This is a genomic window from Methylomonas sp. Uni0009 (assembly GCF_054188105.3).
The window spans coordinates 1,197,051-1,217,286 of the sequence record NZ_JBTAFN010000001.1 but is presented as its reverse complement, the minus strand read 5'-3'; the positions used below and the strand labels follow the sequence as shown (position 1 = coordinate 1,217,286).

18 protein-coding genes are annotated in these 20,236 nt (G+C 48.9%); 7 read left to right on the top strand and 11 right to left on the bottom strand.

Annotation, left to right across the window (positions count from 1 at the left end; genetic code table 11):
* Positions 1-9 precede the first annotated feature (9 nt).
* Positions 10-756 carry a class I SAM-dependent methyltransferase gene (locus ACWAU0_RS05715; RefSeq protein ID WP_523070765.1) on the top strand — a complete coding sequence of 249 codons (747 nt, stop codon included), beginning with the start codon at positions 10-12 and terminating at the stop codon, positions 754-756.
* Positions 757-835: 79 nt separating this feature from the next.
* On the opposite strand, the gene ACWAU0_RS05710 is transcribed toward ACWAU0_RS05715, so the two are convergent.
* The 11 genes from ACWAU0_RS05710 to pyrF all read right to left on the bottom strand — a co-directional run bounded on the left by ACWAU0_RS05710 (position 836) and on the right by pyrF (position 12,140).
* The gene (locus ACWAU0_RS05710; RefSeq protein WP_319961109.1) at positions 836-2,671 is read right to left on the bottom strand and encodes a polysaccharide biosynthesis protein; all 1,836 of its coding nucleotides are present in this window, start codon (positions 2,669-2,671) and stop codon (positions 836-838) included.
* On the bottom strand, positions 2,668-3,699 hold the full coding sequence (locus tag ACWAU0_RS05705) for an MraY family glycosyltransferase (RefSeq protein ID WP_033158215.1): 1,032 nt from the start codon (positions 3,697-3,699) through the stop codon (positions 2,668-2,670). Before ACWAU0_RS05705 ends, ACWAU0_RS05710 begins: the two co-directional genes overlap by 4 nt.
* A gap of 6 nt (positions 3,700-3,705) precedes the next feature.
* Positions 3,706-4,659, bottom strand: a complete 954-nt coding sequence (locus tag ACWAU0_RS05700; RefSeq protein ID WP_033158214.1) for an NAD-dependent epimerase/dehydratase family protein — start codon at positions 4,657-4,659, stop codon at positions 3,706-3,708.
* Positions 4,660-4,729: 70 nt separating this feature from the next.
* Positions 4,730-5,188 (bottom strand): DUF411 domain-containing protein, encoded by a 459-nt coding sequence (locus tag ACWAU0_RS05695; RefSeq protein WP_033158213.1) that lies wholly within the window; start codon positions 5,186-5,188, stop codon positions 4,730-4,732.
* A gap of 10 nt (positions 5,189-5,198) precedes the next feature.
* Positions 5,199-5,618: a secondary thiamine-phosphate synthase enzyme YjbQ gene (locus tag ACWAU0_RS05690; protein WP_033158212.1), complete on the bottom strand. Its 420-nt coding sequence runs from the start codon at positions 5,616-5,618 to the stop codon at positions 5,199-5,201.
* 275 nt (positions 5,619-5,893) lie between these two features.
* Positions 5,894-6,958, bottom strand: coding sequence for a uroporphyrinogen decarboxylase (hemE, locus tag ACWAU0_RS05685; protein ID WP_445367280.1), 1,065 nt, complete (start codon positions 6,956-6,958; stop codon positions 5,894-5,896).
* A gap of 21 nt (positions 6,959-6,979) precedes the next feature.
* Entirely contained in the window at positions 6,980-8,620 is a 1,641-nt protein-coding gene (locus tag ACWAU0_RS05680) for an AAA family ATPase (RefSeq protein WP_458138605.1), read from the bottom strand.
* Positions 8,610-9,692 carry a 3-dehydroquinate synthase gene (aroB, locus tag ACWAU0_RS05675; RefSeq protein ID WP_458138603.1) on the bottom strand — a complete coding sequence of 361 codons (1,083 nt, stop codon included), beginning with the start codon at positions 9,690-9,692 and terminating at the stop codon, positions 8,610-8,612. The genes ACWAU0_RS05680 and aroB overlap by 11 nt, the downstream gene beginning before the upstream one ends.
* Positions 9,664-10,218, bottom strand: coding sequence for a shikimate kinase (locus ACWAU0_RS05670; protein ID WP_458138601.1), 555 nt, complete (start codon positions 10,216-10,218; stop codon positions 9,664-9,666). The genes aroB and ACWAU0_RS05670 overlap by 29 nt, the downstream gene beginning before the upstream one ends.
* Positions 10,219-10,827: 609 nt before the next feature.
* A complete protein-coding gene (locus ACWAU0_RS05665; RefSeq protein WP_033158208.1) occupies positions 10,828-11,175 on the bottom strand; it encodes an endonuclease domain-containing protein in 348 nt (115 codons plus the stop codon).
* Between the two features lie 239 nt (positions 11,176-11,414).
* On the bottom strand, positions 11,415-12,140 hold the full coding sequence (gene pyrF / locus ACWAU0_RS05660; RefSeq protein ID WP_458138599.1) for an orotidine-5'-phosphate decarboxylase: 726 nt from the start codon (positions 12,138-12,140) through the stop codon (positions 11,415-11,417).
* A gap of 301 nt (positions 12,141-12,441) precedes the next feature.
* Here pyrF and ACWAU0_RS05655 point away from each other — a divergent pair, with 301 nt between their 5' ends.
* The 6 genes from ACWAU0_RS05655 to ACWAU0_RS05630 all read left to right on the top strand — a co-directional run bounded on the left by ACWAU0_RS05655 (position 12,442) and on the right by ACWAU0_RS05630 (position 20,233).
* Positions 12,442-13,863: an undecaprenyl-phosphate glucose phosphotransferase gene (locus tag ACWAU0_RS05655; RefSeq protein ID WP_458138598.1), complete on the top strand. Its 1,422-nt coding sequence runs from the start codon at positions 12,442-12,444 to the stop codon at positions 13,861-13,863.
* Positions 13,864-14,804: 941 nt separating this feature from the next.
* Positions 14,805-15,215 carry a VanZ family protein gene (locus ACWAU0_RS05650; RefSeq protein ID WP_458138596.1) on the top strand — a complete coding sequence of 137 codons (411 nt, stop codon included), beginning with the start codon at positions 14,805-14,807 and terminating at the stop codon, positions 15,213-15,215.
* A gap of 51 nt (positions 15,216-15,266) precedes the next feature.
* Positions 15,267-16,784, top strand: a complete 1,518-nt coding sequence (locus ACWAU0_RS05645; RefSeq protein ID WP_458138595.1) for a lipopolysaccharide biosynthesis protein — start codon at positions 15,267-15,269, stop codon at positions 16,782-16,784.
* Positions 16,781-17,929: a glycosyltransferase family 4 protein gene (locus tag ACWAU0_RS05640; protein WP_458138594.1), complete on the top strand. Its 1,149-nt coding sequence runs from the start codon at positions 16,781-16,783 to the stop codon at positions 17,927-17,929. Before ACWAU0_RS05645 ends, ACWAU0_RS05640 begins: the two co-directional genes overlap by 4 nt.
* A gap of 34 nt (positions 17,930-17,963) precedes the next feature.
* Positions 17,964-19,154, top strand: a complete 1,191-nt coding sequence (locus ACWAU0_RS05635) for a glycosyltransferase family 4 protein (RefSeq protein WP_458138592.1) — start codon at positions 17,964-17,966, stop codon at positions 19,152-19,154.
* Positions 19,145-20,233 (top strand): glycosyltransferase, encoded by a 1,089-nt coding sequence (locus tag ACWAU0_RS05630; RefSeq protein WP_458138590.1) that lies wholly within the window; start codon positions 19,145-19,147, stop codon positions 20,231-20,233. The genes ACWAU0_RS05635 and ACWAU0_RS05630 overlap by 10 nt, the downstream gene beginning before the upstream one ends.
* Positions 20,234-20,236: the final 3 nt, after the last annotated feature.

Here is a 20,236-nt window from a genome sequence, read left to right as displayed (position 1 = left end):
AAGGATCTGATGCAGTTATTCAAGGCTCTCCTGAGTCAGCTAATGGCCTGTGTCGCTGTGATGGGCTTACGCGCACAAATCCTGCCCGTTAGCGTTTGGCAAGCTGTCGCTATTCAGGCCGGCTTGGCCGCACTGTTCTCTCGCGGTTTTCGCCAGCCTGTCTGGTGGCTGCCGATTCATTTGCTATTTTTGCCGACCGTGTTAATGGGGCTGAGCTGGCAAGTGCCTGCTTGGCTGTATCTGCTGACATTGCTGCTGCTGACCCTATTATTTTGGGGTACAGTGAAAGGCGATGTACCGTTGTTCTTGTCCTCTTCCGCAGTCAGCGAGGCGCTGATCGAAATAGTAAGCCGCGAGCAGGCGCAAGCGTTTATCGATATTGGCGCCGGTCTGGCTACCGTTGTCGTGCCGCTTGCAAAAGCCCGGCCGGACATGGTTGTGGTGGCCTTGGAGCGGGCGCCGCTGCCCTGGCTGCTGGCAAGATGGCGTTGCCGCAATCTGGCTAATGTCCAGGTCGGCAGATACAGTTTTTGGGAGCAGGATTTACGCGGGTTCGATGTGGTGTTCGCCTTCCTGTCGCCGCTGGTGATGGCGAAAATCGGCGAAAAAGTCCGGCGAGAAATGCGGGCCGGCTGTTTGTTTATCTCGTCTTCTTTTCCGATACCGGATAGCCACCCCGAATCGGTGCTCGAACTGAACGATAGCCGCAAAACCAAGCTGTATTGCTATCGGATAGGTGGATCTCTGAAAAGTTAAGAACCCTATAGCTTTTTTCAGCAGGAGGGGGCTTAGCTCAATGACATTGCCTGGAGCGAGTGATCTTTAGCGCTGATATTTAAGCCGTCGGCGTATTCGTAAATTCGGGGACCAACTGCTTCAAACCGGCCAACAGCTGTTGGTTATCGTAGCTCTGGCACTGCTTCTGCAAATCCTCAATCTGTTTAGCCCATTCCACCGAGTCGTAGAGTCGGGCTTTGGCCAGGCGCAATTTCGCATGGCTGGTTGCCATTAATTGTTCCTGATCGTGGAATAATTCTTCGTAGAGTTTTTCGCCGGGCCGCAAGCCGACAATCTTAATGGCAATGTCTTTATTCGGGACTTTGCCGCTCAGCCGGATCATCTGCTCCGCCAGGTAAGTAATTTTGACCGGTTCGCCCATATCCAATACAAACACTTCGCCGCCCTGGCCTATGGTTTCCGCTTGCATGATTAACTGACAAGCTTCCGGAATCGTCATGAAGTAGCGGGTAATATCCGGATGCGTCACCGTGATAGGGCCGCCGGCCTTGATTTGCTCTCTAAACAGCGGCACCACGCTACCGGCCGAATCGAGCACGTTGCCGAAGCGTACCGTGGTAAAGCGAGTGCTGCCGGTCTGATTCAGGTTTTGGCAGAGGATTTCCGCCGCCCGCTTGGTGGCGCCCATCACGTTGGTCGGATTGACGGCTTTATCGGTGGAAATTAATACAAAGCGCGCCACACCGGCGGCAATCGCCGCTTCCGCCAGGATTTTGGTGCCGATCAGGTTGTTATGCACCGCTTCGCGGATCTGATTTTCCAGCAAAGGCACATGTTTATAAGCGGCGGCGTGAAACACGATTTCCGGTTTTTGCCCGGCAATTAATTGCTGCACCGCAACGGGATCGGCGACATCGCCCAACACCGCTTGGTGCGATAACTCCGGAAACAGCCGATTCAAGTCGGCGTTGACTTTGTACAAATTAAACTCGCACTGATCGAATACGATCAGCTTGCGCGGCTGGGCTCTCGCCAGTTGCTTGCAAAGCTCGGAACCTATCGAACCGCCGCCGCCTGTCACCAAAATGACTTTGTCGTGTAGATGGTTTTTAATGCCGGGCCAATCCAGCTTCACCGGCGTGCGCCCCAGAATATCTTCGATGGAAACGCTACGTAGATTGGCGGTGGTGACCGCGCCGCTCAGCAATTCTTTGACCGAGGGTAGGGTCTGAAAATCCACCGAGCAGTTTTCGCAGATTTCCACGATCCGGCGCATTTGCTGATCGCTGGCGGACGGCACGGCAATCAGCACTGTTTCGATATTCCAGCGTTCGATTAACTCCGGAATTTGCTCGACCGTGCCGGCGACGCGGATGCCGCGAATTTCGCGCTTGTATTTACCATGGTTGTCGTCGACGAACACTATCGGCACATAATCGCTATCGACATTGGCCAATAAATCTCTCACCAGCATTTCGCCGGCGGAACCGGCACCGACGATCAATGCGCGCTTACCCACGCGCTCCGCGAACGTCTGTTCCTTCCAAAAGCGATATACCAAACGCGGAATGCTGAGCAAGGAAAACAGGATCAGCACGTAAAGGGGGACGACCGAACGCGGCACGCCGTGCAGGCGGTCGTATAAAAACAAGGCGGAGGCAATAAAAAAAATCCCGGTCAACACCGCTTTGCCGATGCGGATCAGGTCCGGCAGCGAGGAAAACCGCCAAACGCCGCGGTACAAACCATACACCCAGAATAAACTGACTTGGATGGCTATGACCCAAGGCAGGAACAATAAGGCCGAATAAAAAAATTCGTCCGGGATGTTTTGCAGATTAAAGCGTAGCCAGTAAGCGCCGAACCACGCTAACGGGATCATGGCCAGATCGTGCAAAAAGATGGTGGTGCGGGAGCGGAATCTTAAGGTCACGAAATAACCCACTCGGATTTGCCGGCCTTAAACCGGTAAGCCAGATAGATTAAGGGCAGATAAGCCACGATAACGCCGGCCAAAGCATGGCTGGGATGCTTGAATATCCATAGGGAGACAGGCAGCAGCCAACCGCAATTAATTGCCCAGGTTGCCAATAACACCGGCAAATGTCCGTAACGTTTGGCTGCATGCTGATAGGTATGCGAGCAATGCGCCGCGTACCATTTTTGTCCGCTGAACATTCTGACCGCCAGGGTATAGCTGGCATCCACGATAAACGCACCGAATAAAATCAGCCCGCAATACAGCAGAACGGCGGCCTGTTGTGCGGCCAGTAAAATTAATAAACCCAGCAACAGCCCGATAAAGCCGCTACCGACATCGCCCATGAAGATTTTCGCTTTCGGCCAATTCCACAGCAAAAAGCCGCCGCACGCCGCCGTCAAACTCAAGGCAACACCGCATAAGCTTTGGTCGATAAAAAACAGATAGCCCGCCAATGCCGAGGATACAAACAGCGCTTCCGAGCCGGCAATGCCGTCGGTACCGTCCATGAAATTGAACAGGTTTAAGCTCCACACCAAAAACAGTGCTCCCAAGGGGTAGCCCAACCAGCCTGGATTGACGCTTAAGCGCCCGAAGAGAGCGTCGAATGGCGCGGGGACCAATACCACGGGAAGGCCGCCCAACAATTCCAGGGCGATGATCGCCGCCAGTAAATGCGTCAAGAAACGCCAGCGCGCGGCCACTTCGCCGTGATCGTCACAAAAGCCGATAGCGGCTATCAATAGCGTGGAGCCCAACAAGGCCAGGGAAGTGCCAGTCAGTTGCCGGTCAAAAAACAACCGGAGCATCGCCACGCTGAAGGCCAGCACGATAGCCAAGCCGCCGCCGCGCGGGGTTGGCACGCTGTGTGAGCTGCGTTGGTTGGGAATGTCCAGCACCTTGTAAGTTAAGGCGTAACGGCGAATCAGGCCGGTCAATACGGCGGCGAGCAGCAAGGTAACAGTAAAAAGCAGTAGCACGCTAGATTAACTTAGATGGCGAATAATATCGGGCAGGGCTTTCCAGAGAGTTTGGCGAGGTTGAAAACCCAATTCGCGGGCGATTTTAGCAGACGAATACCACGCCGAACCGGTTAATTTTTCCAGGCTATCGCTATCGATAGGAAAGCGTCGCCCCGTCAGCCGGCCAAAGCCATCGCCCAATTTGGCTAAGCTGGTTAGCAATGGCATCGGTATCGACCAGACGACAGGCCGCTTGCCGAGCGCGGCTCTGATCGCGTCGTAAATCTGCCGGGTAGAATAGCTTTGTTGATCCGTGACTATATAAACCTGCCCGGCTGCTTCGGGATTTTCTGCAGCCAACAATGCCGATGCCACCACATCATCGACATGCACCATGGAGCGCTGGTTACCGGATTCCGGTAGCGGCGGGAATATGCCGCGGCGAATTGCGTGGATCATGCGCGGCAGATTGCCTTTCCCGGTGTCGCCGTAGACCATGCTGGGCCGTAACACCACAGGATGCGGGACGTAGCCGCCGTTCAGCACCAGTTGTTCGGCTTCGTATTTGGATAAACCGTAGGGATCTGAGGCGGGGGCGTTGACCGTTTCATCCATGACTTGTCGGCTAGTGTGGCTGACGGCTTTAACGCTGCTGAAGAACACAAAGGCTTTCACTCCGGCCTGTTGTGCGGCTTCCAGCAGTTTGCGCGTGCCTTCGGTGTTGATTTGCCGGTATTCGGCCTCATCCTGCCGACTTTCCGCCAAGGCGTGGGCTTTGCCGGCCAGATGAAACACCACGTCTATGTCGGCGCACAACTCCGGGGGGCAAGCTCCCAGTGCTGCCAAATCCAAGGCGATGTTGTTCTCACCATTCCCAGCGCGGCCGCATGTTCTGACCGTATAATCCTGATTGACCAAGGCTTGGCATAGGTGCGCGCCGATAAAACCGCTGGCACCGGTGACGAGGGCCTTAGTCATGCTATATGTTGGCGAAAAGACATAATGGTTGGCAGCGATTTAAACGGACGGCGAGAGTACGTAAGTTGAGTTATTGCTTGCTGCCATGCTCTGCAAACACTTCATACTTACCTTCTTTATCGAAGGAAACCACCTTGTACGCATCTTGCTGCCCGCCCATTTCCATGCCGGGGCTGCCCATCGGCATGCCCGGCGCGGCGATACCGACTATGTTGGATTTGCTTTGCAAAAGCTTTTGAATATCGGTAGCAGGCACATGGCCTTCGATCACGTGGCCGTCCACGACAGCAGTATGGCAGGACGCCAGCTTCTCGGGGACACCGAAACGGGCTTTGATGGTTTCCATGTCGTCGCTAACCACATCGTTGATTTTAAAGCCGTTTTGTTTGGCATGTTCCAGCCATTTACCGCAGCAGCCGCAAGTGGGGCTGCGATAGACTGTCATTTCCAGCGGCTTGCCTGCTTCTTCAGCGGAAAGGTTTTGGCTGAGAGCCGCCAGTAATAACATGATTGATTTCGATGCGTTCATAAATACCTCTTTATTCGCCGTGTAGCGTTACGATGATGGTGCGATTGCCGGCACGATTGCGATGCTCGCATAAGTAAATGCCTTGCCAAATTCCCAAGGCCAATTGGCCGTCGCTGATCGGGATGCTTAGCGAGCTGCCCAATATAACGGTTTTTATATGGGCAGGCATGTCGTCCGGCCCTTCGAGTGTGTGCCGGTAGTATGGTTCATTTTCCGCTACCGCCCGGGAGAAATAACTTTCCAGGTCCCGGCGTACATCCGCATCCGCATTTTCGTTGATGGCCAGCGATGCCGAGGTGTGTTGCAAAAACACATGGGCCAAGCCTATTTCAATTTTATCCAGTTCGGCTAGCTGACTGACGATTTCCCGGGTGATCAAATGAAAGCCACGCGGTTTCGCGGCTAGCTGGATGCGTTTTTGAATCCACATGTCGAGAATGTTACAAATTGATAAATGCTGGAAATTTGGATGGCTGCAAATTATTCAGCGAATCGTAAAACTCCGCAATTGGTCCTCTAATCCCGGAGCAATACCGCAAAGTTGAGGTAGATAATTCCTTCTCCCGCCGGGAGAAGGTTAGGATGAGGGAGATTAAAATCAATTATTTACACCCCTCACCCCAGCCCTCTCCTTTATGCCCTGTGGGTGCAAGGGAGAGGTAGGCGTAACTTAGCGGCATTGCCCTCAAGTATAAACGCCCTTATTTAGCGATGATATTGCGGACTCAATTCCCGCACCGCATCGACCATGGCTTTGACGTGTTCCGGATTAATGTCCGGCAAAATGCCGTGGCCCAGATTAAACACATGTCCTGAGCCATTACCGAAACCTTGCAGCACTTTGCCGACTTTTTCGCGGATCACTTCCGGTTGCGCGTACAAAGTAATCGGATCCATGTTGCCCTGCAACGCTACCCGGTCGCCGACGCGGGTGCGGGCTTGGCCGATGTCGGTTTGCCAGTCCAGGCCCAGCGCGTCGTAGCCGGTGTCGGCCATCGCTTCCAGCCATAGACCGCCGCCCTTGGTAAATAATATGGTCGGAATTTGCCGGCCGTCGCGACGCGTGTTCAATAGCTCGCGCACTTGCCGCGCATAGCGCAACGAAAACTCCAGATAATCGTTATGGCTGAGCATGCCGCCCCAGGTATCGAACACCATGACCGCGTCAGCGCCGGCGGCAATTTGCGCATTCAAATAGGCGGCTACCGACTGCGCCAGCTTATCCAGCATTTGATGCATCAGTTGCGGCTGTTCGAACATTAGGCTTTTCACTTTTTGAAAGCTCTTGCTGCTTTTGCCTTCCACCATGTAAGTCGCCAACGTCCAGGGACTGCCGGAAAAGCCAATCAAGGGTACCTTGCCGTGCAGATTGGTTTTGATCAAGCGCACGGCGTCGATCACATAACGCAATTCGGTTTCCGGATCGGGAATCGGTAATTTGGCAATGTCGGCTGCGGTTCTGACCGGATTGGCGAATTGCGGGCCTTCGCCTTCGGCAAACGATAGCCCTAAGCCCATCGCGTCGGGGATGGTCAAAATATCGGAAAACAAGATGGCCGCGTCGAAGTTAAAACGCTCCAGCGGTTGCAGCGTCACTTCGCAGGCCAGTTCCGGATTGGTGCAGAGTTGCATGAAGCTGCCGGCCTTGGCGCGCACTTCCCGATACTCGGGTAAATAACGTCCGGCTTGGCGCATCATCCAGACGGGGGTGCGGTCGACGGGCTGTCTTAACAGGGCTTTTAAGAATAAATCGTTTTGTAAGTTGGTCATTCGTTTCGATTGGGATGAGAATCAGCGGCGGCTTTCTTTTTGCACGGCCCGGAAGCGTTTTTCCATGGCCTGCTTAAACTCGCCGGGCATAACGGCTTTAAGCTGTATCGCTTCGGCGGCAGATTGAAAAGAGCCGTAAATTACCACGTATTTTTCCTGTTCGCCCTGTTTGATGGGGTAGAACTTCAGGCCGTCGCGGTAATCGGCGTATTTTTTTTGAAAACGTAGTGCCGCATCTTTAGTGGACAGCACCATGACTTGCAGCGTGAAGTTGTTGGCTGGTTGCGCCATGATCCAGTCCTGATCGCTGCCTTCGAAGGCGGGTTTGGCGGGTTTGTGTTCGACGGGTTTAGCCGGGGTTGGCACAGCAACCGGCGCTATCTCCTCGGTCGGCGCAGAGTTGGCTGGCGACGGTTTTTCAGCTTGCTGCTCGGGCTTGGCTTGCTCAGGGTTTGGTGCTTTCGCGGGCGCCGTCTGCTTGTCGGCAGCAATGCTCTGAGTGCTTGGCTGCGTGCTTAGGGTCTCGGGCGACGGTTTGTTCGGTAATTTCGGGCTGGGTGTTGTTGAACTATTTATCGATTCAGCGTCGGCAGAGCGGAGCGGAGCTTGGCCGGTCGCTTCGGCTTCGATCAGTGCATGGCTTGACTCCACTGTATTGTTTGCCGGGCTGAGGGCGGCAGACACGATTGTCGGTGACGGTTCCGGCGCTTTGGGCTCGGGTGGTGGAGCGATCTGCGGCGGTGCCAGGACGGTTTCGACTGTCGGAGTGGGTGTCGGCTGCGGAGCGCTTGTGTTTTCGGTGGCAGCTTTGTCGGCCTTTTCGGTTGTAACCGCAATAGGCAGGTTGCCGGCGATTTGCCCTGTGACAAGATCCGGCGGTAATAAAGATTTCAGCGCATAGCCGGCTCCGGTTAGCACACCGGCGATTGCGAGCCATAAGCCCAGTTTGCTGCGTTTATGGCTTTGGGAATGAGCGAATTTAGGCAATTGCGCGAGTATTTTGCCGGGGATGCCGTTGCTGGCGCGATATAAATCCTCGATCAGGCTGTCGCTGATGGCGTTAAACGACACCACTGCGCCCGGTTGCGCCGACAGATTTTGTAAATATTCGCCACATTGTTTTTTGCTGAGCGGCGGCAGTTCGATGAAATGGCACTCCTCCACCAATTTGTCGGTACCGCTTTTGATGTGGAATTGATCGTGATTCATCGCCAACACCAGCCGCAAGCCCAGTAGCGAGTCGGCAAATTCGATCAGCATCGTCATCAGGCCAGGTACTAAATTACCGGCATCATCAATCAGCAGCACTACCTTTTGTCTGGCGCATTTGTCGCGCAGTGCGCTTAAATCGAAAGCGGAGCCTTTAGCGATGTTCAGGCCGCGCAACAAATCGTTGATCAGGCTTTCGAAGCTGGAGTCTGGTGAAGCCGGCAGCAACACGACTTCCCACATATCCTTGCGATTTTGCCGGACAGTTTCCAATAAGGTGGTTTTACCGATGCCTTCCGGGCCGCAGACGATCAGCGATTGCTGCAAATTGGCCAGCAAGTGCAGCAGCAAATCCAGTTTCTGCGAGCGCTCCAGCGTAATCAAGGTCCGTTCGGCGTTGTTGGCCACCGAGCGTTTTTGGTAACTATAAGTCAGGTCGTCGTTATCCAGCATAGCCGTTCAAAGTTGCCTGCAATTGCGCCAGATCGACGTTGACGGGAAGAGAGGCTTTGCCGACCGCTTCCAACAGAATCACGCGGATTTTGCCGTCGACATTTTTTTTATCGACCGCCATCAAATCCACGTATTGTTCGGTCGTCATTTCCGTAGGCGGTGTCACGGGTAGCTTGGCGGCCTGGAAAACGTCGATAATCCGCTTAACGTCGGCATCGTTCAGCCAGCCCAGACGCCGCGATAAATCGGCGGCAAAGCAGGTGCCGATAGCTACCGCCTCGCCGTGCAGATAGTGGCCGTAGCCGCTACCGGTTTCGATGGCGTGGCCGAAGGTGTGGCCCAAGTTTAGAGTAGCGCGCACGCCGGATTCAAACTCGTCTTCGCCGACCACTTCCGCTTTATTGATGCAGGAACGCTCAATGGCATAAGCCAAGGCGTCTTTGTCGCGAGCCAGCAATTTCGGCATATTCGCTTCCAGCCATTGCAAAAAATCCGGGTCGCGAATTAGGCCATATTTGATCACTTCCGCCAAGCCGGCGGACAGCTGTCTGTCGTCCAGGGTATCCAGCACATCGGCGTCGGCAATTACGCATTGCGGCTGGTAAAACGCTCCTATCATGTTTTTGCCCAGCGGATGGTTCACGCCGGTTTTGCCGCCCACCGAGGAATCGACTTGGGCCAATAAGGTGGTGGGAATCTGAATGAAGGCTATGCCGCGTTGGTAACAGGCCGCCGCAAAGCCGCCCATATCGCCGATCACGCCGCCACCCAAGGCAATCAAGGTGGCATTGCGGCTAAATTTTTTGGCAAGCAATTGATCGAAGACTTTCTCCAAATATTGCAACGTTTTGTATTGCTCGCCGTCCGGCAGGATAACCGTTTCGACTTGATAATCGCCCAATGCCGTTTGCAATTGGGCTAAGTAAAGCGGGGCGATAGTCTCGTTGGAAACGATCAGCACCTGTTTGGCGCGAATATGTCTGGTCAACAATTCCGGCTGAGCCAGCAAGCCGGCGCCAATGTAAATCGGGTAACTTCTGTCGTTATTTAGTGCAACTTGCAATTCTTTCATGATCTTCTAGGGCAGCCTGATATTGCTGCAAAATGGTTTTAACCACGGTTTTAGTGGGCAGTACGCCGGAATCAATTTTAAAATCGGCACATTCCGTATACAGCGGGTCGCGCTGCGCCAACAAGGTTTGCAGGCGTTGTCTGGGATTTTCGGTACGCAATAGCGGACGTTGCGTATCGTGTTTGGTGCGATGCAGGATTTTGTCTATCGAACAGTGCAAATAGACGACGAAGCCGTTTTCCTTGATGGCTGCCCGATTCTCCGGCAATAACACTGCACCGCCGCCGGTGGCCATCACTATTCCGTGCAATGCCGATAAATGCCGAATCACGGTTTGCTCGCGCATCCGAAAACCCTCCTCGCCCTCGTAGGAAAAGATAGTGGGAATATCGACACCGGTGCATTCCTCGATGACTCTATCGCTGTCGTAGAACGGCCATTGCAAGGCTTTAGCAAGCTGTTTGCCTATGGTGGTTTTACCCACGCCCATCAGGCCGATCAAATAGATGTTTGCCGCTGGTTTCATTGCATTGGCTGGTTGCGCGCATTAAAAACCGGAGCATTATGCCCACTTTTTGCAGGGAGTTAAATTTTAGATGCCGAACACCCGCTTTTGGGCGGCTCAACAAATACCCACTTCCTCCGTGGGAGGGCCTGTAGTTAATTGATTTTATTCTCCTCACCCCAACCCTCTCCAGCAGGAGAGGGGGCATTCCCTTTACTTACGGGGTAAGGTTAGGATGCAGCGTCATTAAGTTTAGGGAAACATTCCCTTCCCCAGCAGGAGAAGGTTAGCGGGAATAAATACGGCAAAAGATTTATTTGATACCCTCATCCCAATCTTCTCCCGGAGGGAGGAGGGGTTGGTCGTTTTTAACTTAATGGTATTGGGTTTGGGTGAAGGGCGGCAGTTAATTGATTTTTTCTTCTCACCGCAACCCTCGGCAATTACTCCCAGCGTTGCCCTATATCCTGCATCCATGCAGTCGTCCAGCAGGAGAGGGGGTGAATTGACGTTATTACTTCTCCAGGCCAAAGCGAATAGGTTGGAGCATCCCCTCTCCCTCCGGGAGAGGGCTAGGGTGAGGGGATCAACTATTTTAATTCCCTGATCCCAGTCTTCTTTAAGAGGGGGCTAGGTTTTTACAGGTTCTCTTAACTCAATTACAGCCAGACGAATTACTTCCATTACGGCAAGCCTGTTTTGTAAAACCTCATGATTCCAAAATCGCAGCACCCGATACCCCAGCCGCTGTAAATAATGGCTTCTGTTTTGATCGTATTCTTGTTGCTCGGCATGCTGCCCTCCATCAACTTCAATTACCAACTTGGGTTCCAAGCAAACAAAATCAACGATAAATGGGCCGATAACCTGTTGTCTACGAAATTTACAGCCCAACAATTGCCGATTACTCAGCTGTTGCCAAATCACTCGTTCTGCGTCGGTTTGATTTTTGCGTAATGAACGGGCCAAATCTTTCATTGCAAAAGCCTTTTTTGGATTCCCTCACCCCTGCCCTCTCCCGGGGGGAGAGGGAGTTATATTTCCGAGCTAGATGAGGCGATCCTAATTTAGTCTAGCTAACAAAAATACCGGTATTCCCCCTCTCCCCTTGGGAGAGGGCTGGGGTGAGGGGAGTTAAAAGCCCCGGCAAATTTAATTTTTTGCCCTTCAAGCAAAAATACCGAGAATAAAATTCCAGAAAGCTTTGGCGCAAATACTCAAGCAAACTGCGCCGCAATCTGTCCCTGGATTTTTTCCGCCATCGCCCGGCGATCAGTCGCGTCGCGGATAGGCCTGCCCACTACTATGTAATCCGCGCCGTTTTGAATCGCTTGCTCGACACTGACAGCGCGTTTTTGATCATCGTTTTCGCGGTTATCCACCGGCCGGATACCGGGAGTGATTACCAGCAGCTTTTCGCCCAGTTGTTGCCTAATCATTGCTACTTCCAGGCCTGATGAGACGATACCGTCGCAACCAATTTGCAACGCCCGCTTAGCGCGGGACAACACCAACTCGCGCACATCGCATTGAAAGCCCAAATCGTCCAAATCGCCGCGATCCAGGCTGGTTAATGCGGTAACTGCCAGCACTTTTAAGTCGCCTTTCGCTGCTGCCGCTGCTTCCATAATGGAATCGTTGCCGTGGATAGTGGCCAGATCCACGCCTTTGTTACTCAGCGCTTTAATTGCCCTGCCCACCGTGGCTGGAATGTCGAAGAATTTAAGATCGACAAACACTTTTTTGTCACGGGCCTTCAGCCATTCGATAAATCCGAAATAATCACCCGACATGAATAGCTCCATGCCCACTTTGTAAAAAATCACAGCTTCACCTAGTTCTTCAACCAAAGCTTGCGCTTCTGCAATGCTGGAAACATCCAGCGCCATGATCAGACGGTCGCGGACTGGAATGGCTTTATTTGATATGAAAGATTCTGTCATAAGGATTATGAAATAGTCTGTTTACTGGGTTAAGGGTAGCGTTTTTATTGGTGAGCTTGGCAAGACCTGCTAAAGTGGTTTACAAGCAACGTTGATTTTTCAGTTGGTGTTTAATTAACAATTGTTGCGCCTGCGATGTCACTAAGAAGCGGCATGCATTAAAAACTTGTAGGCACTGAACGGATTACATGCCACCGCCGGTGTAGCATTAAACTTTCATTAAGCTGAAATAATCTTGGCTTAAAGTCCTATAATCAGGCAGGCAAATGATCAACTCATTAAGCTAACCAGTATATTTGATATGAATCAGTTTCGCCCAAAAGGATTTATCAGGCCGCTACAGCCGGAATTACAGAGCATTAAGCGGGCAATGGACACCGCGTTGATTTTTATCACGCTATATGTCTCGCTACACATCTATGGCGAGCCGTTCGACCGTGAATACCTGGGCTTATTTATTGTCTGTACCGTGCTGTTCGGTATTTTTGCCGAGCATCAAGAGATCTATCACGGCTGGCGCGGTGATCCCCTGTTTGACGACGCCGTGCGGATATTATTATCGTGGATAGTGGCCTTTGCACTGATTGCCAGCAGTTTTTTCGTATTTGACCTTGGCTTTGAATATTCGCGGCAAGTCTTGGAATTGTGGCTGCCGCTGGCGCCGCTCAGCATCATCATGCTGCACTCGCTGCGCCGCTCGACATTGTCTTATTTGCGGATGCACGGCCTTAACACCCGTAACTACGCGATTTTGGGCGGCAATTCACTAGGCAAACGCCTAAATGCCGCGCTGACTGAAATGCCTTGGCTGGGCTATAGCTTTGTTGGTTTTTTTGACGACCGCATCGAGAACAAGCAGCGCAGGCAGGATGAAGACATGGTCGATGTCATCGTTGGCGACTTTAAAGAGCTGCTGGAAAGAGCGCAGCGCGGAGAAATCGATCATATCTACATTACCTTGCCGTTGCGAGCGGAAAAGCGGATCAACCAACTGATCCGAGAATTGGCTGATAGTACGGTGTCGGTAAATATAGTCCCGGACTTTTTTACATTTAACCTGATGCAATCCAAGCTCAGCAGCGTAAAGGGCATCCCGGTGGTCAGCGTCTTCGATACGCCCTTAAACTCGTCACTGGATGGCTTCGCCAAACGCCTTGAGGATCTGTTGCTGTGTGCGATCATTTTGCCGATTATCGCTATCCCGATGCTGATCATCGCCATTGCGATCAAGCTTACCTCGCCGGGGCCGGTCATTTTTAAACAGATGCGTTATGGCGTGAAGGGTGAGCAGATTGAAGTGTGGAAATTTCGGTCGATGTCGGTGTGCGAAAATGGCGACAGCATCAAACAAGCCACCGCCAACGACAGCCGGGTGACGCCGCTAGGCAGCTTTTTGCGGCGTACCTCGTTAGATGAATTGCCGCAGTTTCTAAACGTACTGAGCGGCACCATGTCCGTGGTCGGCCCACGGCCCCATGCGGTGGCTCACAATGAATACTACCGCAAACAGATCCAAGGCTATATGCTGCGGCACAAAATGAAACCCGGCATCACCGGTTTGGCGCAAATCAGCGGTTGCCGCGGAGAAACCGAAACCATCGACAAAATGGAAAGACGGATTCATCACGACCTGGAATATATACGCCAGTGGTCAGTCATTTTAGATTTAAAGATTGTGATATTGACTATTTTTAAAGGGTTTGTGGGGCAGCAGGCTTATTAAGTAACCCCCCTCTCCTTGTGGGAGAGGGGACGGGCGAATTAAATAGTGAAGCTCTGATAAGTCCTTCGAATGACTTCCCAGAGTAGTATGCTATTACTTCCGCTAGTGCTAAATCTGTCAAGCCTGAGGTTATGCGGAGCCAACTTGTTCACAGTTTACTAAAGTGCATGACTTGTTTTTATTCCCTAATATCAAGTTTCTCTTTTATGTACTTCGGGTATAGAGGTAATAATATTAAGTTAAGAGTTAATATGCTGTAGGGTCGAGTTTATTCCACGTTTTTTGGTAGCAATGTAAATAAGGCTACACCTACTGGTTTTTAACTGAGCGGCATTTAACATTGATGGAGAAAAGAGTTGTTAATTTTTTAAGCGGACCTATTAATAGACTTTAGGAACGCCCAACAGAAATCGATAGCTGGAGTGTGGCGGCAAAAAAATGCATCAAAGGCATCTGCGGCCAATATATGGCACCGCAACATATGGACATAAACCATCCGATCAACGCAACAATAAGCCGACATCTTAAAAAAGCATCGCTGCTGACGTGTTTGGAGCGCAGCAAGTTAGTGTTTGTCCTGGTAGTGGGGAAAGATGAGCAGCCGTTTAAGTGTGTTGCGGAACAAACAACTATTCCATTATGAATAAACAAGAGGGTATTAATTTCTCCGCTATTAAATATCAAGTCATCAAAGAGTTAAAAATGTGAAAATTTGTGTATTCATGTAATTAATCAAGTGGTACTTCGTGTCGAAAATTTGAATGGCTTGTAAGTCATCAGTGACTTGCTTTTTTTTGGGGAATTTCCGTAATACGATTAGTCAATCTAAGTGCTTAGAGCTATCTCAAATATACTGTACCTTAGGTGTTTGGGCTGTAGAAAAATTTATTTAGTTGGCGAGCGCTGCCAACGCGCTTTTTATAACTCGAATTAACTAACAAATGGCTGACTCTAAAGTGAATCGAAAACTATCAATGCTATTCATACTTTTAAGTATCGCTTGGATATGCTTACTATTTATAGAGTCTTCACAACCGCCGGCTGAAATTATGAGCGAAGTACACGGGCTTGACAAACTTGCTCACTTTATTGCATTTGGAATATTGACAGTATTTATATGCGGTGCATGGTTTTACTGGTCCGAAAGAGCTAACTTACCCCTATTTTCTACTCCTTTGTTGCTCGCAACATTGGCTGGAGTGTTTGAAGAAGGGTATCAAATAACTGTACCGGAGCGAGCTGGTGAATTGGCTGATTTAGTTGCAGATGTAGGAGGGGCAATGTTTGTAATAATGATGCTAAATAGAATTATATTGGTGGTAAATAGTTCTAGGCAGATTAGTGCAGAATAAGCTTTGTGCGCTAAAACTCGCTAAAATATATAAAGTGGATGTCGTTAAATTATGGGTGTAAAACCAGCACAGGTAGGGCAAAGTTTAGCTAGTAAAAGCATTTCTGCATTGAAGTGGAGTTATTTTGGTCGATTAATTTCATTAACGTTACAGTTTTCTATAGGCATAGTTTTAGCTCGGGTCTTGGGACCAGAACCCTTTGGATTAGTTGCAATAGCTTTGTTTGTGCAAAGCCTTGGCAACCTATTCGCAGAGGGCGGTTTAGGGTCGGCATTAATTCAAAGCCAGGATATTTCTCCCCAAGATATTCGTAGCGTATTTTCTTCCCAATTGCTTATAGGAGCCCTGATAAGTGGGGTCGTTGCTGGCTTGGCACCATTCCTCGCGATATTTTTTAATGATCCTAAAGCTACGCCCGTTATCATGGTTATGGCTTTATCATTTGTCATTCAAGCGCTCGGGCAAACTGCCAATGCACTAATCAGGCGCAAGTTAGAATTCAAAAAAATCCAAATTATCGGAATAATTTCTTACTGTGTAGGTTATTTGGGTTTGGGCTTGCCACTTGCATATCTAGGTTACGGAGTATGGAGCTTGGTGGCTGCCCAGCTAAGCCAAGTGAGTATTAATTCTTTGCTAACTTATTTTAATAGTCGCCATCCAATATTTCCTATGGTTAGTCCCTCCAAGTGCCGATTTCTTCGCTTTGGGGCTGCAATTACTATTAACAACATTACAAGCTGGTGTATAAGTAATCTCGATACCGCTATTATCGGTCGTAATTTTGAAACCTCAGTTCTTGGTGTCTATAATCGTGCTTTTAATCTGGTCAATATGCCAATGTATGCAGTGACGTCTAGCATGCAATCGGTTTTATTTAGTGCTTATGCGAAATCCCAAACTAATTTTATTATTTTGCGAACTACGTACATTGCGTCGACAAGCCTTATGGCCCTAATTTTCTTTCCAGTATATGGGGCCATGGCTGCTGTACCCGATTTAATTGTTTCCGTCTTATACGGTGACAAGTGGGGTGCTGCAATTCCTCTAATGACGCCCCTTTGTTTGGCGTTAGCTGTGAATGCGACGCTATCTATGTCTGGTCCGCTATTAAGCGCTATAGGTTTACCTACCATTGAGCTAAAGGCGCAATTAATAACATTGTTTTTTAGCGTGCCCAGTTTAATAATCGCGGCTCAATATTCAGTATTGACTGTTGCTTGGGTAATTGTGCTCTCATACGCTATACGTTTATTATTGTTAGTTATTGCTACTTTAAGAGCCATAGATGACTCGCCAATTCGCCTATTCAGTATTCTAACCATGCCTTGGGTAATTGCCGCGCTGCTATATTCCCTTTGTTGGTATCTAGGGCAATTGTCTATATTAGAAAACTATTCCAAACAAATTCGACTTAGTGTGATTGTTTTGGTGTGCATATTTGTTTACCCTTTATTAATATTTTTATTTAGAAAGCTTATTATACGTGGAAGATTTAAAGAGTTTCTTTTGTCCATCGAAGACAAGCTTCCTAAAAAGCTTTTCAAGCTGACTGGGCTATCAACATGAGCCAAAGTCGCAGATTGATTGTTGTTACACTAATGCCTCCCGAGGGTGAAACTGGTGTGCAATCCCACTTTAGAGCTATTGTGCGTGAAGCGGAAAAGTTAGGAATAGAAACTGTGCTATTGCACCCTTATTCTTCTAAATTATCTTTTGTTAGAAAATCGTTAGGCTTAGTTGCCAGACTGATCAAAATTTTTAGTAAAGAATGGTTCGTTATCTGGAACCGTTGGTCGCATTATTATTTGCTGAGGTATCAGCTAAAATGGACGCTTTGTAGCGACGACAAAGAAAACGTAATTTATGCTCAAGATCCTTTGAGTAGTAGGGCAGCACTAAATCTTGGTGATAAACGGCTTAGGGTTGTGAGTGTTGTGCATTTCAATATTTCCGAAGCGCAAGAAGCTATGACAAAAGGACTGACTAAAGAAAACGGTCCGCTGTATCGTCACTTTAGCAGCATTGATTGTTTCACCCTGCCAAAACTGGATAAGATCATCTTCGTATCACAGTTTATGCAAGTCCAAGTTAATGAAAGACTTCCGGCACTGAGAGCTGTAAAGCAAGCGGTTATTCCGAATTTTATTCAGGATGAGCTCCGAATTCAAAATCCCGCGATCAAAGGCGACTTAATTTGCGTGGGCACCCTTGAAACACGCAAAAATCAAGCATTTGTGTTACGAGTACTAGCAAGAGCCCATGCAAAAGGTCATCGTTACAGGCTCACAATCATAGGTGACGGCCCTGACCGGAATATGCTAGAAAAGTTGACTGCTGAACTAAATCTATCTGAAAGCGTGACCTTTTTAGGGTTTAAGGCCAATGCGGCTGAATACATGTCCGGACATAGAGTATACGTGCATGGGGCTCTCATGGAAAACTTTGGAATTACCTTTTTAGAAGCATTGTCACACGGCTTGCCGATACTAGCTCCTCCAGTCGGTGGAATTCCAGAAGTTTTCATGGATGGTGAACAAGGCTACTTTTGGCCGCTGGATGACATTGACGATGCAGCAGAAAAGCTGTGTCATATTTTGGAAAATGAATTAATTAGGCAAAAACAGTCGTTAAAAGCTAGAGAGCGATTTGTTTCATGTTTTTCCGAGAAAGCGCTTTCTGAAGTATGGTTGAGAGCCATCTTTGATGTATGACCTGATATTCAACTCAATCAACATAACCGAATAAATGATGGAAATTAAAACTATCGGACTAATGGGGCCTATTGAAACGGCTGCTTTTAAGGAAATATTGCCTCAAGCTACTGTCGAACCCTATCCCGAAGGCTTAGGGGGTAGTCCGGTAAATTTACTTGCGCTTGAACTTTATAGGCGCGGATATAACTTGGTTTTGTTTACACTGGATCCAGAGATAGACACTGAATTTACAATCCGTGGTGAACGATTAACTATTCATTACGGACCTTTTCGCCCAAAGCGCGCAAGGGATTTTTTTAAATTGGAAATCAGATGGCTAACTAATGCGGTGCTAGCGGAGCCAGTAGATATATTACATGCTCACTGGACTTACGAATATGCATTAGCCGCTCAAGCCAGTGGCATACCACACTTAATTTCTGCACATGACGCTCCATTCAATATCTTAAAACTTAATTTTATTCCCTATCGCATTGCTAGGACTTTTATGGCTTGTAAAGCAATTTGGCGTGCTCAATACCTTTCGGTTGTTTCGCCATACGTTGCCGAACACTTGAAAAAATTTATGTTTTATTTCCGGTCAATGAGGGTTATTAGCAACGGGATGCCAGATGCTTTGTTTAATCGGCAAAGGCCCTCAAAACCGATAAATGGGCCTATAACTTTCGCAACCATTTTGGTTGGTTGGTCTGGAAGGAAAAACGGAGAGGCTGCTATCCAGGCTTTCGCCTTGATGCGTAAAACTCGACCAGATTGTCGTCTTTTAATGTTTGGCGGCGGACATGGTGCCAACGGTCCCGCAGAACAATGGGCGATAAGTCACGGTTTCCAGGAAGGAATAGACTTTGTCGGGCAGATTCCCTATGAACAACTCATCCATAGGGTGTGTAACGAAGTGGATATCGTAGTACATCCTGCTTTAGAAGAATCACAAGGAATGGCTTTGATAGAGCCAATGGGAATGGGTATACCCGTAATTGCCGGTAAAAACGCCGGAGCAGTGCCTTGGACGCTGAACAACGGCAAGGCTGGCATATTAGTTGATGTGACTAACCCAGATGAAATTGCTACGGAAATGCTGAAATTGGCAAATAATAGTGAAGAACGGCAAGCAGTTGGTGAGGCGGGCTTAGCGCACGCTAAAAAATGTTTTCACATTAGTGTCGTCACCGATGCGTATTTGCAAGCTTATCAGGATATATTAGCAGGGAGTTGGCATTGAAGGTTTTACATGTTCTGGGAGAGCTAAACCCGTCAGGAGCAGAGACTATGCTATATTCAGCTGCCCCTCTATTAAACGATTTCGACATGAATGCCGAAATTCTATCAACCGGAAGTAAGGTTGGACCCTACGCCGATCATTTGTTAAAAGCGGGATACTCACTACATCACATTAGTTTCAAAAAGAGCCCTGTTTTTTTCTGGAAAGTTTTTAAATTATTTAATAGTAAGGATTACGGCGTAATCCATTTGCATACAGAACGTGCAAACTTTTGGTTAGGAATTATTGCGCTATTGAGCAGTAAGCGTGTTTTACGAACCATACACAATACATTCCCATTCACTGGTTTTCTTGGGTGGACTCGCAAATGGCAACGGCAACTACTCGAGCGACTAGGAGTCACCCATATTGCGATTTCAGAATCCGTTCGGGATACTGAAAAAAAATATTATGGGTTAAATATACCAATTATTCAAAATTGGTATAACAGCCTACATTTTCAGCAGATTAGTCCTATGCAGCGCATGCTGGCTAGGGCTAATCTGAATTTGTCTGCCGATAGTTTTGTACTTGTAACAGTAGGTAACTGTTCGATAGTTAAAAACCACACGTCACTGATTAGAGCTCTAGCAGAATTCAAAGAAGTAGATTGGGTTTATTTGCATATAGGTATCGAAAAAGATAACAGTGAACGCGATTTGGCAACGGAATTGGGGGTTGCCAATCGAGTAATTTTTTATGGCTTACAAACAGATCCATTAATCTATCTGCAATCTGCCGATTTATTCGTTATGCCTTCCACTTATGAAGGCTTTGGTATTGCGGCAATCGAAGCAATTTCTGTTGGATTACCTGCTTTACTAACCAATGTTCCTGGTCTTATAGATTTTAAATTAGTGTTTAAGGGGCTATATTATTGCGAACCAGAAGCTGATTCTATAGCCAAGTCTCTAGGGAATATATTTAGTCAAACCTGTGAAAAATCCCGTCAACTATGCCTCGGTAACGCTATGATAGCCGAAGAGCGCTTTGGTATTCGGCGTGGCTTAGAAAGCTACTTCAAGCAGTATACAAGATAAGAC

Coding starts and splice junctions, on each gene's coding strand:
- ACWAU0_RS05650 (WP_458138596.1), top strand. CDS start 14,805: ATGGCTGACTCTAAAGTGAATCGAAAACTATCAATGCTATTCATACTT.
- ACWAU0_RS05645 (WP_458138595.1), top strand. CDS start 15,267: ATGGGTGTAAAACCAGCACAGGTAGGGCAAAGTTTAGCTAGTAAAAGC.
- pyrF (WP_458138599.1), bottom strand. CDS start 12,140: ATGACAGAATCTTTCATATCAAATAAAGCCATTCCAGTCCGCGACCGT.
- ACWAU0_RS05680 (WP_458138605.1), bottom strand. CDS start 8,620: ATGCTGGATAACGACGACCTGACTTATAGTTACCAAAAACGCTCGGTG.
- ACWAU0_RS05700 (WP_033158214.1), bottom strand. CDS start 4,659: ATGACTAAGGCCCTCGTCACCGGTGCCAGCGGTTTTATCGGCGCGCAC.
- ACWAU0_RS05655 (WP_458138598.1), top strand. CDS start 12,442: ATGAATCAGTTTCGCCCAAAAGGATTTATCAGGCCGCTACAGCCGGAA.
- ACWAU0_RS05715 (WP_523070765.1), top strand. CDS start 10: ATGCAGTTATTCAAGGCTCTCCTGAGTCAGCTAATGGCCTGTGTCGCT.
- ACWAU0_RS05640 (WP_458138594.1), top strand. CDS start 16,781: ATGAGCCAAAGTCGCAGATTGATTGTTGTTACACTAATGCCTCCCGAG.
- ACWAU0_RS05670 (WP_458138601.1), bottom strand. CDS start 10,218: ATGAAACCAGCGGCAAACATCTATTTGATCGGCCTGATGGGCGTGGGT.
- ACWAU0_RS05695 (WP_033158213.1), bottom strand. CDS start 5,188: ATGAACGCATCGAAATCAATCATGTTATTACTGGCGGCTCTCAGCCAA.
- ACWAU0_RS05665 (WP_033158208.1), bottom strand. CDS start 11,175: ATGAAAGATTTGGCCCGTTCATTACGCAAAAATCAAACCGACGCAGAA.
- hemE (WP_445367280.1), bottom strand. CDS start 6,958: ATGACCAACTTACAAAACGATTTATTCTTAAAAGCCCTGTTAAGACAG.
- ACWAU0_RS05690 (WP_033158212.1), bottom strand. CDS start 5,618: ATGTGGATTCAAAAACGCATCCAGCTAGCCGCGAAACCGCGTGGCTTT.
- aroB (WP_458138603.1), bottom strand. CDS start 9,692: ATGAAAGAATTGCAAGTTGCACTAAATAACGACAGAAGTTACCCGATT.
- ACWAU0_RS05635 (WP_458138592.1), top strand. CDS start 17,964: ATGATGGAAATTAAAACTATCGGACTAATGGGGCCTATTGAAACGGCT.